This window comes from Virgibacillus xinjiangensis, assembly GCF_042643145.1.
In the GTDB taxonomy this organism is placed as follows: domain Bacteria; phylum Bacillota; class Bacilli; order Bacillales; family Amphibacillaceae; genus Virgibacillus_O; species Virgibacillus_O xinjiangensis.
This window is the reverse complement of the sequence record NZ_JBHRSA010000015.1, coordinates 39,293-55,810: the sequence shown is the minus strand read 5'-3', so window position 1 is coordinate 55,810 and position 16,518 is coordinate 39,293. Positions and strand designations below refer to the sequence as shown.

Annotated in this window: 13 protein-coding genes; 1 reads left to right on the top strand and 12 read right to left on the bottom strand. The window is 47.0% G+C overall.

Annotated features, from left to right (window positions below; translation table 11 throughout):
- Together ACFOGI_RS04950 and ggt are read right to left on the bottom strand one after the other, a co-directional pair.
- Window positions 1-573 (bottom strand): chromate transporter, encoded by a 573-nt coding sequence (locus tag ACFOGI_RS04950; RefSeq protein WP_390269325.1) that lies wholly within the window; start codon window positions 571-573, stop codon window positions 1-3.
- Window positions 574-627: 54 nt separating this feature from the next.
- On the bottom strand, window positions 628-2,241 hold the full coding sequence (ggt, locus tag ACFOGI_RS04945) for a gamma-glutamyltransferase (RefSeq protein ID WP_390269322.1): 1,614 nt from the start codon (window positions 2,239-2,241) through the stop codon (window positions 628-630).
- A gap of 189 nt (window positions 2,242-2,430) precedes the next feature.
- Here ggt and ACFOGI_RS04940 point away from each other — a divergent pair, with 189 nt between their 5' ends.
- On the top strand, window positions 2,431-2,880 hold the full coding sequence (locus ACFOGI_RS04940; protein WP_390269319.1) for an Lrp/AsnC family transcriptional regulator: 450 nt from the start codon (window positions 2,431-2,433) through the stop codon (window positions 2,878-2,880).
- A gap of 49 nt (window positions 2,881-2,929) precedes the next feature.
- Here ACFOGI_RS04940 and ilvA read toward each other — a convergent pair whose 3' ends face one another.
- From ilvA to glpK, 10 genes are all read right to left on the bottom strand, one after another.
- Window positions 2,930-3,895 (bottom strand): threonine ammonia-lyase, encoded by a 966-nt coding sequence (gene ilvA / locus ACFOGI_RS04935; protein ID WP_390269316.1) that lies wholly within the window; start codon window positions 3,893-3,895, stop codon window positions 2,930-2,932.
- A gap of 57 nt (window positions 3,896-3,952) precedes the next feature.
- Window positions 3,953-4,537, bottom strand: coding sequence for a 3-isopropylmalate dehydratase small subunit (gene leuD, locus ACFOGI_RS04930; RefSeq protein WP_390269313.1), 585 nt, complete (start codon window positions 4,535-4,537; stop codon window positions 3,953-3,955).
- A 12-nt stretch (window positions 4,538-4,549) separates the two neighbouring features.
- Window positions 4,550-5,956: a 3-isopropylmalate dehydratase large subunit gene (gene leuC / locus ACFOGI_RS04925; protein WP_390269310.1), complete on the bottom strand. Its 1,407-nt coding sequence runs from the start codon at window positions 5,954-5,956 to the stop codon at window positions 4,550-4,552.
- Between the two features lie 18 nt (window positions 5,957-5,974).
- Window positions 5,975-7,081: a 3-isopropylmalate dehydrogenase gene (gene leuB / locus ACFOGI_RS04920; RefSeq protein WP_390269307.1), complete on the bottom strand. Its 1,107-nt coding sequence runs from the start codon at window positions 7,079-7,081 to the stop codon at window positions 5,975-5,977.
- A gap of 27 nt (window positions 7,082-7,108) precedes the next feature.
- Window positions 7,109-8,653 (bottom strand): 2-isopropylmalate synthase, encoded by a 1,545-nt coding sequence (locus tag ACFOGI_RS04915; protein ID WP_390269304.1) that lies wholly within the window; start codon window positions 8,651-8,653, stop codon window positions 7,109-7,111.
- Window positions 8,640-9,674 carry a ketol-acid reductoisomerase gene (gene ilvC / locus ACFOGI_RS04910; protein WP_390269301.1) on the bottom strand — a complete coding sequence of 345 codons (1,035 nt, stop codon included), beginning with the start codon at window positions 9,672-9,674 and terminating at the stop codon, window positions 8,640-8,642. Before ilvC ends, ACFOGI_RS04915 begins: the two co-directional genes overlap by 14 nt.
- 54 nt (window positions 9,675-9,728) lie before the next feature.
- Entirely contained in the window at window positions 9,729-10,247 is a 519-nt protein-coding gene (ilvN, locus tag ACFOGI_RS04905) for an acetolactate synthase small subunit (protein ID WP_390269298.1), read from the bottom strand.
- The gene (gene ilvB, locus ACFOGI_RS04900) at window positions 10,244-11,965 is read right to left on the bottom strand and encodes a biosynthetic-type acetolactate synthase large subunit (protein ID WP_390269295.1); all 1,722 of its coding nucleotides are present in this window, start codon (window positions 11,963-11,965) and stop codon (window positions 10,244-10,246) included. Before ilvB ends, ilvN begins: the two co-directional genes overlap by 4 nt.
- A 1,034-nt stretch (window positions 11,966-12,999) precedes the next feature.
- A complete protein-coding gene (gene ilvD, locus ACFOGI_RS04895; protein ID WP_390269292.1) occupies window positions 13,000-14,697 on the bottom strand; it encodes a dihydroxy-acid dehydratase in 1,698 nt (565 codons plus the stop codon).
- 239 nt (window positions 14,698-14,936) lie between these two features.
- Window positions 14,937-16,415 carry a glycerol kinase GlpK gene (gene glpK / locus ACFOGI_RS04890; protein WP_390269383.1) on the bottom strand — a complete coding sequence of 493 codons (1,479 nt, stop codon included), beginning with the start codon at window positions 16,413-16,415 and terminating at the stop codon, window positions 14,937-14,939.
- Between the last annotated feature and the right edge of the window lie 103 nt (window positions 16,416-16,518).

The following is a 16,518-nucleotide window of genomic DNA, read 5'->3' as shown; positions in this document are numbered from 1 at the left end:
TTATCGATCACCTTCCTTCTTTCGGGCATTATGTCCAGGCTCGTCCCTGACCAGCAGCGCTAACGCAAGAAGAAAAGCAATGATGATCGCCGGATGAATGCCTGCCACTTCTAAAAGAATGAAAATCACTACGGCAAAAACCAGCGCCCTGCCCCAACCAAGTCCTTTCCTTGCCTTATTGATAAATTGCCAGGTCAAGACAGCAAGCATCATTCCTACAACAGGAACCACTGCAGCCGTCATTCCCTGCACCCAGTCGAATTCCTTGATGGAAGAGATGGTCGTCAGCAAGATGATCATCAATATTATGGTAGGTACGATGGTTGCCAAGACTGCATAGATCATCCCGCCAATCCCCGTTACTCTGTACCCGATATACCCTGCCATTTTTGTGGCAATCGGTCCAGGCAATGTGTTGGCAAGTGCCAGCAGATCACCGAAGTCATCATCTCTCATCCACTTATACTTATCTACTACTTCTTTATGGATTAAAGGGATGGAGGCAGGTCCACCTCCAAACCCCAACATACCTACCCGGAAAAAGGCGATAAATAGATTCCATTGTGTTTTCATGTAAACCACATTTCCTTTTAGTTTCAATAGTTTGTTAGGATACTATTTCGTATATTACCAGGAAGAAACCGTCCCATCTGTTCGTGATTCAGTTCCACCTGCAAGTACACCGGACTCCGCATCCCTCCAGATTGCCTGGCCTCGCCCGAAACTGTTGGGTTCGAGTTGATAACGGATCTGATGCCCTTTTGCTTGAAGCTCTTGGGCAATATGATGTGGAAAACGGTGTTCCACTTCAACTATCTTATCACCCATCCACTGCCATCTAGGCGCGTCGAGTGCTGCTTGAGGGTTGAGGCCAAAATCGATGGTATTCATTGCCACTTGAACATGGCCCTGCGGCTGCATGAAACCGCCCATAACACCAAATGGACCGACCGGTTGATTCCCCTTGGAAAGAAATCCCGGTATGATGGTGTGGTAGGATTTCTTTCCCCCTTCAAGCGCGTTGACATGTTTCGGATCCATGGAGAAGTTATGTCCCCTATTCTGCAAAGCGATTCCAGTACCTGGTACTACTAAACCAGATCCGAATCCCATATAATTGCTTTGGATAAAGGAAACCATATTTCCTTCTCCATCAGCGGCAGCCAGATAGACCGTGCCACTCGACGATGGCTCTCCTGCTTCCGGCTGAATGGCCCTGTCCGTTATGAGGGAACGCCGTTTCGCCGCATAGGCTTCACTCAACAGCTTTGCCGGTTTTACTTTCATATGTGTCAATTCTGTCACATGCTCATGGGCATCCGCAAAGGCTAGTTTAATTGCTTCCATTTGTTTGTGATAGGTTTCGGCGGATTCCTTCTCCGGAAATTCAAAGCCTTTCAGGATATTTAGAGCTTCCAAGGCTACGATTCCTTGCCCGCTCGGTGGTATCTCCCAAACATCATATCCACGGTAATTCACTTTGATCGGCTCCGTCCACTCAGCTTGATGGTCGGCCAAATCTGCCTTGCTCAAATAACCACCATGTTCCTCCGAGAACGCCGCAATCTTCTCAGCCAGATCCCCACGATAGAAGGACTCAGCCTGTGTATCGGCAATCTCCTCCAAGGTACGAGCATGATCCGGAGATGACCATAATTCACCTACCCGAGGCGCACGACCGTTTGGTGCAAATGTCTTGAACCAATGCTTGAACATGTCACCGGTCAGTTCTTTACGGTACTTCTGATAGCCATTGTTCCAGAATCTAGCCAATGTAGGGGATAATGGATAGCCTTCCCGTGCATATGTAATAGCCGGTTGCAACACATCCTTCAATGGCAGCTTTCCAAACTGTCCAGACAGTTCAGCCCATGCTGAAGGTGCCCCAGGTACGGTCACTGGTGCCCAGCCGTATGCAGGAATCTCTTCCATACCTGCCTTCTTCAACTGATCGATCGATATGTTCCTCGGCGACCTGCCATTCGCGTTCAACCCATGCAATCTGCCTTTTGTCCAAACCAGGGCAAATGCGTCCCCGCCAATTCCGTTGGAAGTTGGCTCTACAACAGTGAGGCAGGCAGCGGTTGCAATTGCCGCATCAATCGCATTTCCGCCCTTTTTCAAAATTTCAAGGCCCGCTTGACTGGCAAGGGGCTGCGAGGTAGCGACCATTCCCTTCCTCGCATATACAGCATTCCGGGCGACCGCATATGGATATGATTCACTTGAAAAAGATTCCATCCCAATTGTCCCTCCGTCTGAATATTTTATCGAATTAGTTAATATGTTACGAAATTAATGGTAAGATGTCAATCAACCATAAAGCTAATCTATATGAATGCTTACAATAATAAAGTGGATTGGTATAATTACTTGCTTTTTGTGATATCATGGTCCTATATATTCAATAATGGGAGTTAGTGATTATTCATGAGGTATGATGAAACAGATAAGAGACTCTTGGAAATTCTCTCAGAAGACGGCAGAATATCGTATGTGGATTTAGCAGAAAAGATAGGGCTTTCACGAGTAGCTGTAAAGGACCGTATCGACAGTCTGAAAAATCGAGGAATCATTGAAAAGTTTTCAGTGGTCATCAATTCAGAAAAAGCAGGAAAAAAAGTATCCGCCTTCTTTGAAGTGGATGTAGAACCGAAACATATGCAGGAAGTTGCCCAGAATTTGGCAGATAATCCGCATGTAGCGAGCATCTACCAGATGACCGGGCCAAGCACGCTCCATATGCATGTGCTTGTCGAGGACTTCCCAAAGTTGGAGGCTTTTATCAATCAGGAGTTATATGCAGTGGAGGGTATTACCCGGGTGGAAAGTTCTGTAATCCTGAAAAGATTTAAGAGTCGGACAGGATACAAGCTATGATAGGGTGGATGAAAAAAAGAGGCAGGGATTCTACTCCCGGCCTCTCTTTTTAAATAGCTACAGATTCACGGACCTTTTTGGCGAGTCCCTGTATATTGGATAATGCACCGATATCAAGGTTTCCGCCGCTTACGATGACACCACAATGCCGTGATTTAATCTTCTCTTTATGGGAGAATAAGGCTGCGATCGCTGCCGCGCCTGCCCCTTCCATGAGGGTTTTGTTTCTCTCCAGCATATATACGATAGCTGCAGCAATTTCCTCATCTGTCACTGTTACAATTTCATCGACATATTCCCGTATGATAGGAAGCGTATGTTTACCGGGCTGCTTAACAGCAATGCCTTCTGCAATGGTAGAGACGGACTGCAGGTTCGTAACTCCGCCGCTGTAATAGCTGTCATGTATAGCAGCTGCCCCTTCCGCCTGAACTCCAATCACGCGGATATTGGAGTTGGCATATTTGGCAGCGACAGCAATACCACTGATCAGTCCGCCGCCGCCAATCGGTACTATAATCGTATCCATCCGGTCTTCTTGTCGCAACATTTCCATGGCAATTGTACCTTGGCCAGCCATGATGTCATAATCATCAAACGGATGGACATAGACAGCACCGGTTTGCATTTTTCTTTTCAGGGAAGCTTCATATGCTTCCTGGAAGCTCTCCCCTGTCAGAACCACTTCTGCCCCATAATTCCGAGTAGCCTCCACCTTCGCATGAGGTGTCCCCTCCGCCATGAAGATGGTTGCATTCACACCCAGCTTAGCCGCTGCATGGGCAAGCCCCTGGGCATGGTTTCCCGCTGAAGCCGTGATGACTCCTTTTTTCAACTCTTCCTGCGGCAACTGCATCAGTTTAAAGCTTGCTCCACGGAATTTGAAGGCGCCTGTTTTCTGCTGGTTCTCCATTTTGAAATAGACATTCTTTCCTACCAGCTCATTTGTGGTTACCGATGTCATCAATGGTGTATGGTGGACAATCGGCTTCAGTTTCTGCCATGCCCTGTACACCTTATCTCCTGTTAAGTCACCTGTTAAGCAATTCCCAATTGAGTCACTCTCCCTATACTATGTTAGCGTTTTTTCGTATTGCTCTATCTTATCATTATGCTGTAATGTCAGTGCTATTTCGTCCCAACCGTTTAAAAGTTTTTCTTTATGATAGGCAGGAATATCAAAGTGGACAACTTCGCTCACTTCATCTGTAATCTTCTGTCCCTCCAAATCAATGTCGAGGACTAATGTAGCTTTCTCTGCACGTTCCATCCAGCGGTTCACCTGCTCTTCGTCAATTTTAATTGGAATAATGCCATTTTTCAACGCATTATTATAGAAGATATCAGCAAAGCTTGGTGCGATGACCACCTTGAAGCCATAATCAAGGAGGGCCCAAGGGGCATGCTCCCTGGAGGAACCACAGCCAAAGTTTTCGCCTGCCAGAAGAATGGTTGCTTCATCATATTCTGAATTGTTCAAGGAGAAGTCTTCTCGCCGATTTCCTTCATTATCAAACCGCCAATTGTAGAACAAAAACTGTCCGAAGCCGGTTCGCTCAATCCGTTTCAAGAATTGTTTCGGGATAATTTGATCTGTATCCACATTGGAACGGTTCAATGGGTAGACCAGACCTTTATGCTGCTGAATTGCTTCCATCGTATGCACCTCCTAGTTCAATACACCTGCGAATTTCCGTACGTCAACGAAATGCCCTTCCACTGCTGCTGCAGCGGCCATTTCAGGGCTGACGAGATGGGTTCTTGCTCCATTTCCCTGTCTTCCTTCAAAGTTCCGATTGGAGGTGGAAGCACAACGCCCATTAGGCGGTACCACATCATCGTTCATTGCCAGACACATACTGCAACCAGATTCGCGCCATTCAAAACCTGCATCTTTGAACACCTTATCGATGCCTGCCTGCTCCGCCTTCAGTTTCACACTGAAGGAGCCTGGAACCACAATGGCACGCACACCGTCTTTGACCTTTTTCCCTTCAATAATTCCCGCAGCTTTCTCTAAATCACTGAAACGGGAATTAGTGCAGGACCCGATGAAAACATGATCAATTTCTATGGAAGAAATCGGTTGATTTTCCTCCAATCCCATATAGGTCAACGCCCGTTCCACGTCTTCTTTTTGCTCCGCTCCATCCAACGCAGGGGTTGCGCCACTGACAGGAACACACATACCAGGATTCGTTCCCCATGTTACCTGTGGTTCAATCTCCTCTGCATTGATAGTCACCGTTTCATCATATTCGGCGCCTTCATCTGTTGCCAAGGAAAGCCATTCCTGTGCTGCCTTTTCGAATGCTTCTCCCTGAGGGACATATTCACGGCCTCTCAGATATTCCACCGTCTTTTCATCCGGGCTGATCAACCCAGCGCGAGCTCCGCCTTCAATGGACATATTACATACCGTCATGCGCCCTTCCATGGAAAGGTTGCGGATGGCTTTTCCGGTATATTCCATGACATAGCCTGTTCCGAATTTCACACCGAATTTACCGATGATCGCCAGAATCAAATCCTTTGCTGTCACACCAGGCCCCAGATCTCCCTCTACTCTTACATTCAATGTTTTTGGACGTTCCTGCCAAATGGTCTGGGTTGCCAGTACATGTTCCACTTCACTGGTGCCGATTCCGAATGCAAGAGCACCGAATGCTCCGTGTGTGGATGTATGACTGTCGCCACATACGATTGTCTTGCCAGGTTGTGTCAGTCCCAACTGTGGCCCGATAACATGGACAATCCCTTGATCAGGGTGATACATGTCAGCCAGCTTAATACCGTTTTCCTCACAATTCTTTCTAAGTGTTTCCATCTGTTTCCTGGAAATCTCATCTTTGATTTCATCCCGGTTTTTCGTAGGGACATTATGATCCATCGTGGCATAGGTAAGGTCCGGCCGGCGGACTTTCCTGTTATTCAGACGCAGCCCTTCAAATGCCTGAGGAGACGTCACCTCATGGACAAGATGCTGGTCGATATAAAGCAAATCCGGCTTTCCCTCTTCCTGATGCACTAAATGTTTTTCCCAGATTTTCTCGATAATTGTTTGTGGTCTTCCCATATGATCACCCTCCCGCAGTTAGACATACATATTGCAGATACTATTGGATACGCTCTTCGTGGTAAGGTTTTCGATTACCGCTTCCGTCACTTCCTTTGTACCTACCTTCTTGCCATCTTTAATATCCAGGTCACCTGTATGATAGCCCTGTTCCAGACATTCGTTGACCGCTTTTTCGATCTCTGCTGCCTCTTCTTCCATTTGGAAGGAATGCCTGAGCATCAGAGCAACGGAGAGAATCATCCCAAGCGGGTTTGCAATACCTTTACCTGCAATATCAGGTGCAGAACCATGTACCGGTTCATACAACCCTACTCCATCTGTACGGATACTAGCCGATGGCAGCATTCCAAGTGAACCTGTCAGTACACTTGCTTCGTCACTGAGAATATCGCCAAACAAGTTTTCCGTTACGATGACATCAAAACGATTCGGCTCGGTAATCAGTTTCATTGCGGCAGCATCGACAAGCAGATGCTCCACTTCTACGTCCGGATAGTCTTTTGCTTTTTCCCCGACAACTTCCCTCCACATGCGGCTGGATTCCAGCACGTTTGCCTTATCCACTGATGTAAGGCGTTTACTGCGGATCTGAGCGCTTTGAAAACCTTTCTCGATAATGCGTTCCATTTCATGCCTGGAGTATGCGAGTGTATCCACTACCTCTTCCCCATTATTCCGGCGTTCGCTCGGTCTCCCGAAATAAAGGCCGCCGGTCAGTTCACGGATAATCAAGATATCGCTTCCGTTGATCACTTCCTCTTTCAACGGAGAAGCATGCAGGAGGGAGGAGAAGCCTTGGACTGGACGCAGGTTTGCGAACAGTCCCAGCTTTTTCCTGATTCCAAGAAGCCCCTTTTCCGGCCGCAGATGGGGAGGGTTGCCATCCCACTTCGGCCCCCCGACTGCACCTAGCAGTACTGCATCAGAATCCTCACATGCCTGGATAGTATCCTCTGGAAGCGGAGTGCCGTATTGGTCGATTGCCTCTCCGCCGATTGCGTGTTCGCGGAAGCTGAACCGGTGATCATATTCGCTTGCGATCGTATTCAGTACCACTCTTGCAGACTCCATAATTTCTTTTCCTACCCCGTCACCAGGCAATAATGTGATCTTTTTGTTCATTAAACTCCCCTCCCCTTTCCTATTTTTTTACTTTATTGCTTCCGTCTCTAATGACGCATTCTGTTGGATAATATAACGATTGACAGCGTTGAGGAACGCACTGGCGGAAGCCTCGATCACATCCTGGGCTGCTCCTCTTCCGTTTACCCTGACTTCATTTACAACCAGCTGGACATGAGATTCGGCCAAGGCGTCTTTTCCACCACCCACTGAGTTGAGTTGGTAATCTTCCAGTGTCAAATCCTCAGCAATCAATGCATCCATTGTTTTATATAGAGCCTCGACACTGCCCTGCCCGGTTCGTGCGGCTTCTACAGTCTCTCCTGCCGGTGTGGTCAATACAACCGTTGCCGTAGGGATATTGGCGGTACCATACTGCACCTGGAACATTTCCATTTTGTATTTGCTGACTGCGGAAGTGTCCGTCTTGATTTCCATCAGAATCGTATAAATATCATCATCGGTCACTTCCCGTTTATGGTCGGTCAACTGTTTGAACTGCTTGAACGCCTCTTTGAGTTTGTCTTCAGAGAGCTCAATGCCGAATTCTTTCACCTTATCCTTGAACGCATGCCTTCCAGAATGCTTTCCAAGGAAAAGGGTATTGGAATTCAGGCCGACCATCTCCGGAGTGATGATTTCGTAAGTCTGAGCATTTTTCAGCACACCATCCTGGTGAATACCGGATTCATGGGCGAAGGCATTTCGCCCGACAACCGCTTTATTCGGCTGTACATACATGCCCGTCAGTTTTGCGACAAGATCACTGGAACGCTTGATTTCATCCAGTTTCAAACCAGTCTCATAAGGGTAATAATCAGAACGGATCTTCATGGCTACACCAATTTCCTCTAAAGCAGCATTGCCTGCACGTTCACCGATACCGTTGATCGTGCCTTCCACCTGTGTTGCACCGTTTTCCACAGCTGCGATGGAATTGGCCACCGCCATTCCCAAGTCATCATGGCAATGACAAGAGAGATCCACCCGATCGATATTCGGCACCGTCTCCTTTATATAGCGGAACAATTGGCCGTATTCCGCTGGTGTGGTGTATCCCACGGTATCTGGCAGATTGATGACAGTTGCTCCGGCATCAATCACTTGTTCAATGATCTGTGCGAGGAATTCCCAGTCAGATCTGGTCGCATCCTCAGCAGACCATTGTACTTGCGGGAACTTTTGGCGAGCATAGGATACCATGTCAACGGACGTCTGGATGACCTGTTCCGGTGTCTGTTTCAGCTTGTATGTCATATGGATTGGGGAGGTCGCCAGAAAAAGATGCAGACGTGGCTCTTCTGAATTTTTCAATGCCTCCCAAGCCGTATCGATATCACTTTTGATGGTCCTGGCTAATCCGGTAACAGAAGTCCCCTTGATCGTATCGGCAATTGCCTTGACGGCTTCGAAATCACCCTGGGAGGAGGCAGGAAAACCTGCCTCCATCCGGTCAATGCCGAATCGTTCCAGTTGTTTGGCAATCTCCAACTTCTCCAGCTGGTTCAGATTGACACCCGGTGATTGCTCACCATCCCGCAATGTAGTATCAAAAATTTTAATTTGTGACATGCGCCTTCACATCCTTTTGTTTTTCTTGAAGAGGCTGTTTGACAAAAGGCATCAACTCACGTAACTCCCTTCCAACTTTCTCGATCTGGTGCTGGTTCTCTTTCGCATTGGTAGCATTGAACTGTGCACGGTTTGCCTGGTTTTCAAGGATCCAGCCCTTAGCGAATTTACCTGCCTGGATATCGTCCAGAACTTCTTTCATGCGTCCTTTTGTTTCTTCATTGATGACACGTGGACCGGAAACGAAGTCACCCCATTGAGCTGTATCGGAAATGGAATAGCGCATGTTTTCCAATCCGCCTTCATACAGAAGGTCAACAATCAATTTCATTTCATGAAGACACTCGAAGTAAGCAACTTCCGGCTGATACCCTGCTTCTGTCAATGTTTCGAAACCTGCCTTCACCAGGCTGGTCAATCCACCGCAAAGTACTGCCTGCTCACCGAACAAGTCTGTTTCTGTTTCTTCCTGGAAGCTGGTTTCGAGGACACCGGCACGAGCTGCCCCGATTCCCTGTGCGTATGCAAGTGCAAGTTCTGTAGCATCTCCAGTAACATCCTGATAAACACCATACAATGCTGGTACTCCTGCACCTTCCTCATATGTTCGGCGTACCAGATGCCCCGGTCCTTTCGGCGCTACGAGGAAGACATCGACATCAGCCGGCGGCACGATCTGGCTGAAATGGATATTGAATCCGTGAGCAAACACCAATGCATTTCCTGCCTGCAGATTTGGTTTGATGCTTTCTTCATAAACTGCTGTTTGGTGTTCATCCGGCAGCAAGACCATCACAACATCCGCCTGCTTTGTGGCCTCTGCTACAGATACTACTTGGAAACCATCTTCTTCTGCTTTCTGCTGGGATTTACCTGGTCTCAGACCAACCACTACATCATGGCCGCTCTCCCTCAAGTTCTGTGCATGGGCATGCCCCTGGGAGCCATATCCTACGATTGCGATTTTCTTCCCTTGTAAAACTTCCTTTTGGATATCCTGGTCATAAAGTACTTTAGTCATAATTATTCCTCCTGAAATCTATTTTTTATTTATCATTTTTATATTTAACTCTTGCTAGATAGAAAGAGAGTTAATCTCTGTCACTTGCTGGGGCTGCTGTCCACGCAAGAAGGCGGTAACCCCGGTTCTGGTCAACTCCTTGATTCCATATGGCCTCAATAAGGTGATCAGTGCTTCCACTTTATCCGGCTTGCCTGTCACCTGTACGGTCAAGCTGTCACGGCTCACATCAATAACAGAGGCACGGAATGGGGAGATGATTCCCTGTATCTCTGCCCTCAGCTGGCCGTGACCACCAACTTTGATGAGAGCCAATTCCCTTGCCACCATTGCCTTGTCGGTGATGTCAGAAACTTTGATAACATCAATCTGTTTATTCAGCTGTTTGGTCAACTGCTCCAGTTTCTGCTGATCATTGACATCGACCACAAAGGTCATTTTGGAAACTCCCTCTACTTCGGATGTTCCGACGGAAATACTGTCAATATTAAACTGTCTTTTATGCAGCATCCCTGTAACCCTGTTGAGCACCCCGCCTCTGTCTTGGACCGTTGCCGTTATGATTCTTTTCATCTTCTCACCCCTATCATTTCATGAAGCCCCTTGCCTGGCGCAATCATCGGATAGACACATGCCTGCTGTTCTACTCGGCAGTCTACAATGGCTGGGCCATCCGACTGGAATACGTCTTCTAAAACAGCGAGAGCATCTTCTTCACGCTCCACTTTTACACCATGGATGCCATAGCTTTCAGCCAACTTGACAAAGTCTGGATTGTTGGGAAGGAGCGATTCCGAGTATCGTTCTTCATAAAAGCTTTCCTGCCATTGGCGGACCATGCCGAGTGCGTTATTATTAACGATAATTACTTTGACTGGCAGGTTTCTTTCTTGGATGATGGACAATTCTTGTAATGTCATTTGAAAACCGCCATCCCCGACAATTGAAACGACCAAATCCTCTGGAGCGCCAAGCTGGGCACCGATTGCTGCCGGAAATCCGAATCCCATGGTGCCGAGTCCACCGGAAGTAACCCAACGGTTTGGACGGTCAAATTTATAGTACTGGGCAGCCCACATTTGATGTTGCCCTACATCCGTAGTAACAATGGCATCGCCATCTGTCAGGCGATGGATTTGCTCCAGCAGCCACTGTGGCGACATAGCAGATGACCCTTCATCATACCAAAGTGGGTAATCCAACCTGTTCTGTCCGATGGTCTCTTTCCAGCTTCTGCATTCATCCACTTCGACCGTACTATCCAATAATGCCTGCAATGCTTCTTTTGCATCCCCTACAACCGGAATATCCGTATCCACGTTCTTTCCGATTTCAGCAGGGTCGATATCGATATGAGCAACTTTGGCATGAGGTGCGAAGTGCTCCAAATTGCCTGTAAGACGATCATCAAATCTTGCTCCGATATTTATCAGCAAATCACTTTCATAGATTGCCATATTGGCTGCATAGGTGCCGTGCATCCCGGCCATACCAAGTGATAGCGGGTTGGATGCTGGAAAGCTTCCAAGGCCTAGCAGTGTATTAACGACCGGTATTTGATGCTTATCAGCGAATTGTTCCAATTCTTCTGACGCTTTCGCGAATACGACGCCTGCACCCGCCAGCAGCAACGGCTTTTTCGCCCGGCTCAAGGCGTCAGCCAGCTTTACGACTTGGAGGGGGTTCGGCTTGATAGTGGGCTGGTAACCAGGTAAGTGGAAATCTTTCTTAAAGGTTTCTCCAGTCACCTCTTGTGAAATGTTTTTAGGGATGTCTATGACTACCGGTCCTGGTCTCCCGGTTGAAGCAATATGGAAAGCTTCATTTACGATTCTCGGGAGTTCAGAAAGGTTATTGACTTGATAGTTATATTTTGTGATCGGTGTAGTGATGCCCATTACATCCGATTCCTGAAAAGCATCTGTGCCGATGACCCCCTGAGCTACTTGACCAGTAAAGATGACTAGTGGCAGGGAATCGATCATGGCATCTGTGATACCTGTAATCAGGTTGGTTGCTCCAGGGCCTGACGTAGCAATAACCACACCGGGCTTTCCGGTTACTCGGGCATATCCTTCCGCTGCATGTATGGATCCCTGTTCATGACGGGATAATATGTGTTTGAAAGGTGTTTCATTACGATACAATGCATCATAGATTGGAAGAACCGCTCCACCTGGATAACCAAATACTGTATCAACTTCCGCTTCAACCAATGTCTGGACCAGCAGATCCGCCCCGGTAATCCTTTCACTCGCCGATTCCACTTTGTTCTTCGCTTCAACTTTCACTGCTGCATGCCTCCTTTAGTCTTCTATAAATCGAAAAAGACCCTTTTCTCCTATAAACCTGCACAGATGCAGAATTATTGGGGAGAAAAGAGTCTTCTTTTCACGGTACCACCCATATTCATAGCATTCTCACGAATACTATCTCACAGGCTGTCGTACAGCCCGCTTTGATAACAGGTGCACTGTAAAGGTGCACCTGGCCAGGAATAGTGAGGTCTTTTGACCCGTTCAACCTGGCACTCGGGGATGATGTCGGAACTGCTTGCATTTCTGGGCTTCCAGCAACCCCAGATCTCTGTAAATGCAATGATGCAGATCCTTTATTCCCGTCGTCGAGTTGGAATTATTAAGTTGACATTTTTTTGCTAACTCTATGGCTAATTGGAAAAATGTAATAACTGATATATTGCTGATAATCATATAACTTTTTTGTGATTCGGTCAACAGCTATTTTAAAATTTTTTGATACTTTTGATTAATTGTTTTTTATGAATACGGTTACATTGTTGGATAGTTGCGAATTGGCATTTATATTACAAAAATGTTACAAATGATCGCCGCTATCTCTCCTTCCCGTTCCCCTTTTAAACCAAAGAATATTGGGGATTGGAGTTTTTTATTGACTGAACGAATCCATCTGTTTTTGTGTCACTTTTTGGCTTTTCATGCCAAATCGGTATAAACGAAATTTGGCCAACATAAATAAATAGAAATAGAAAATTGATATTTTAATCCTTGAAGTCTTCTTTTTGTAAGAGAACAAGAATATATAATAACTGGGTTTTACCTTTATTCTAATCATCCATTTAATTAACTGATATATTGCGATCCTCCCTTTATTTACAACAATTTCATTGTCATAAGGTAAATTGATATATCACCGGTCACTCAAAAAATGAAAGACAAGGGAACCAGATGCACGATAAAAAGAGACATTGTACAGGAAGGATAACGTATCAGCTTACCAGATTAATTATGCATTTCTTTTCCTCATTCAAAAAACAAACCCCTGGTCATTGACCAGGGGTTTTCTCTTATTCTTCATCAAGAAAATCTGTAACTGCACCTTTCGATGAGCAGGAAACATTATGCGCATATTTGCCCAAAATGCCCTTTTTGTAGAGTGGAGGAGCTGTCCAGCCTTCTTTACGGCTTTCCAGTTCTTCCTCGGAAACATCCATGGTAATTTCCTTCTTGTCAGAATCAATGGTGACAAGATCTCCCTCTTTCAGGAAGGCGATCGGACCGCCACTCTGTGCTTCCGGCGAGATATGCCCAACAACTAGTCCGTGGGTACCTCCGGAAAATCTGCCATCTGTCAGCAGAGCCACTTTTTCGCCCAGTCCTTTACCGACAAGAATACTGGAAATGGACAACATTTCCGGCATGCCAGGTCCACCTTTCGGGCCGACATAACGGATGACCAGTACGTCTCCTTCATTGATTTCATTGTTCATGACTGCTTGTGTAGCCTCTTTCTCCGTATCAAATACACGCGCCGGTCCTGTATGGCGTTTTACTTTCACACCGGACACTTTAGCCACTGCCCCCGTTGGAGAAAGGTTCCCTTTCAGCACGATCAACGGGCCATCTGCACGTTTTGGATTGTTAAGCGGCATGATCACTTCCTGTCCCTCTGCAAGGCTTGGCGCCTCTGCCAGGTTTTCAGCAACTGTCTTGCCAGTTACTGTCAGGCAGTCGCCATGCAAATATCCTTCTTCATACAAAAGCTTCATGACTGCTTGTACACCGCCAACGCGATGCAGGTCCTGCATGACATATTGCCCGCTTGGTTTAAGGTCAGCCAAATGCGGCACCTTTTCCTGAAGACGGTTAAAATCGTCTATAGACAGATCCACTTTCGCAGCATGAGCGATTGATAGCAGGTGAAGGATTGCATTGGTAGAGCCTCCAAGAGCCATAACAACCGTGATAGCATTTTCAAAGGCCTCTTTTGTCATAATATCTTTTGGATAAATCCCTTGATCGAGAAGGTTGTACAATGCTTCACCAGCGTTCGCACAGTCTTCAGCCTTCTCATCTGACTCAGCCGGGTTGGATGAGCTTCCAGGCAGACTCATACCCATTGCTTCCACCGCGGATGCCATCGTGTTTGCAGTATACATGCCACCACAGGCACCTGCTCCTGGACAGGCACTGCATTCGATGGATCTCAATTCCTCATCATCTATGTCACCATTATTATGTCGGCCTACCCCTTCAAATACAGAGACAATGTCGATGTCTTTTCCACGGTGACGTCCAGGGGCAATTGTCCCCCCATAAACGAATACAGCGGGAACATCCGAATTCGCAATCGCGATCATACAGCCCGGGATGTTTTTATCACACGCACCGATTGCTACAAACCCGTCCAGGTTCTCAGCGCCGACCACTGTTTCAATGGAATCGGCGATCACGTCACGGCTCGGCAGGGAATATCGCATACCTTGTGTTCCCATGGAGATACCATCCGATACAGTGATCGTATTGAAGATGAGTGGAGCTGCTCCTGCCTCTTTTGCTCCCTTTTTGGCACTGATCGCCAAATCATCGATATGTATATTACATGGGGTCACTTCACTCCATGTGCTGGCGATCCCGACCATCGGCTTCTTGAAATCCTCATCATCGATTCCAACCGCGCGCAGCATTGCCCTGTTAGGAGCACGCATGGCGTCATCTGAGAACACCTGACTCTTGATGCGTAGATCTTTTTCTGGTTTTTCCATTCTGTAACCCACCTTCCAAATAGTTGTCATTCATTTTTCATAACAGTTTAAACTGTAAAGATTCTAATAATTTAATTATTCTAGCATACTTAATAGGGTTTGTGTAGGTGGTTTTTTGGAAAGTCATAAATATTTCTTTTCTAAGAAAAGTTATAAGGAGAAACTTGCCAGATTATAGGGGATGAACACTTGGAACAGCAGAAAGCCGGGCATGGCATCCCGGCTTGTCAATCATTTTCTTATTTGAAAGCTCTCGCTGCTTCGACTGCTTTTCTCCACCCTGCATAAAGGCGAGCGCGGTGATCGTCGTCCATTTCTGCACGGAAGGTTTTTTCGTTCTGCCATTGGCGGGCTATCTGTTCCTTGTCTTTCCAATAGCCTACCGCCAAACCGGCAAGATATGCCGCCCCTAGTGCAGTTGTTTCCTGAAATGCCGGTCTTTCCACCGGAACCCCAAGCATGTCGCTCTGGAATTGCATGAGAAAATCGTTCTTAACGACTCCTCCATCCACCCTTAGTGTCTTCAGATCGATACCGGAATCCTCCACCATGGCATCAAGGACATCACGTGATTGGTATGCAAGAGATTCCAAAGTGGCGCGTATCATATGTTCTTTTCTAGTTCCTCGGGTGATGCCGAAAAATGCTCCGCGAGCTTCACTGTCCCAGTAGGGGGTGCCAAGCCCGACAAAGGCAGGGACCATATAGACGCCCTCCGTCGAGTCCACCTTTTCTGCATAAGTCTCACTTTCCGAGGCGTCCCGGATAATCTGCAAACCATCCCTCAACCATTGGATGGCCGATCCGGACACGAAGATGCTCCCTTCCAAGGCATATTCAACTTTTCCGTCCACACCCCAAGCTAATGTCGTCAACAGACCATGCTGTGAACTGACACCTTCTTCTCCTGTATTCATCAGCATGAATCCGCCAGTCCCGTACGTATTTTTTGCCATGCCTTTTTCAAAACAAGCCTGGCCGAACAATGCTGCCTGCTGATCCCCTGCAATGCCTGCGATAGGAATCTCATGCCCAAAGAAATGGTAGCCCACTGTCTTGGCATATTCCTCAGAAGATGGACGGACTTCCGGCAGCATACTCTTTGGCACATCCAGCATTTCCAACAGCTCATCGTCCCACTGCAAGTCATATATATTGAACATCATGGTGCGGGAGGCATTGGAATAATCTGTCACCTGTGCCTTCCCACCCGACAGTTTATGCACCAGCCAGGTATCGATTGTTCCAAATAGCAGATCTCCTTTTTCTGCCTTTTCCCTTGCACCGTCGACATGGTCGAGAATCCACTTGACCTTCGTCCCGGAAAAATAGGGATCGATCAGCAAACCGGTCTTTCTCCTGATCATCTCTGCATAGCCTTGTTCCTCCAGCTTCCTGCAAATATCGGCTGTCTGCCGGGACTGCCAGACGATGGCCTTGTGAATCGGTCTTCCTGTATGCCGATCCCAGACAACAGTTGTCTCCCGTTGGTTGGTAATACCGATGCCTGCGACCTGATTTGGCTCTATTTCCGATTTCCTTAAGACATCGGCGATACAGCCAAGCACAGATGTCCAAATTTCATTGGCGTCATGTTCTACCCAACCGGGACGGGGAAAGAACTGTTCAAACTCCTTCTGGCCTGTGGCAACAATTTCCCCTGAATGATCAATGAGTATGGCTCTCGAACTGGTTGTACCTTGATCAATCGACATCATATACTGACCTTTCAACCCAATTCCTCCTTCAATACAATTATTATTCAGCCGTAATATTATGTTGCTTTATCATAGCAATTAAAGCGCTTTATTTCCAGGATAT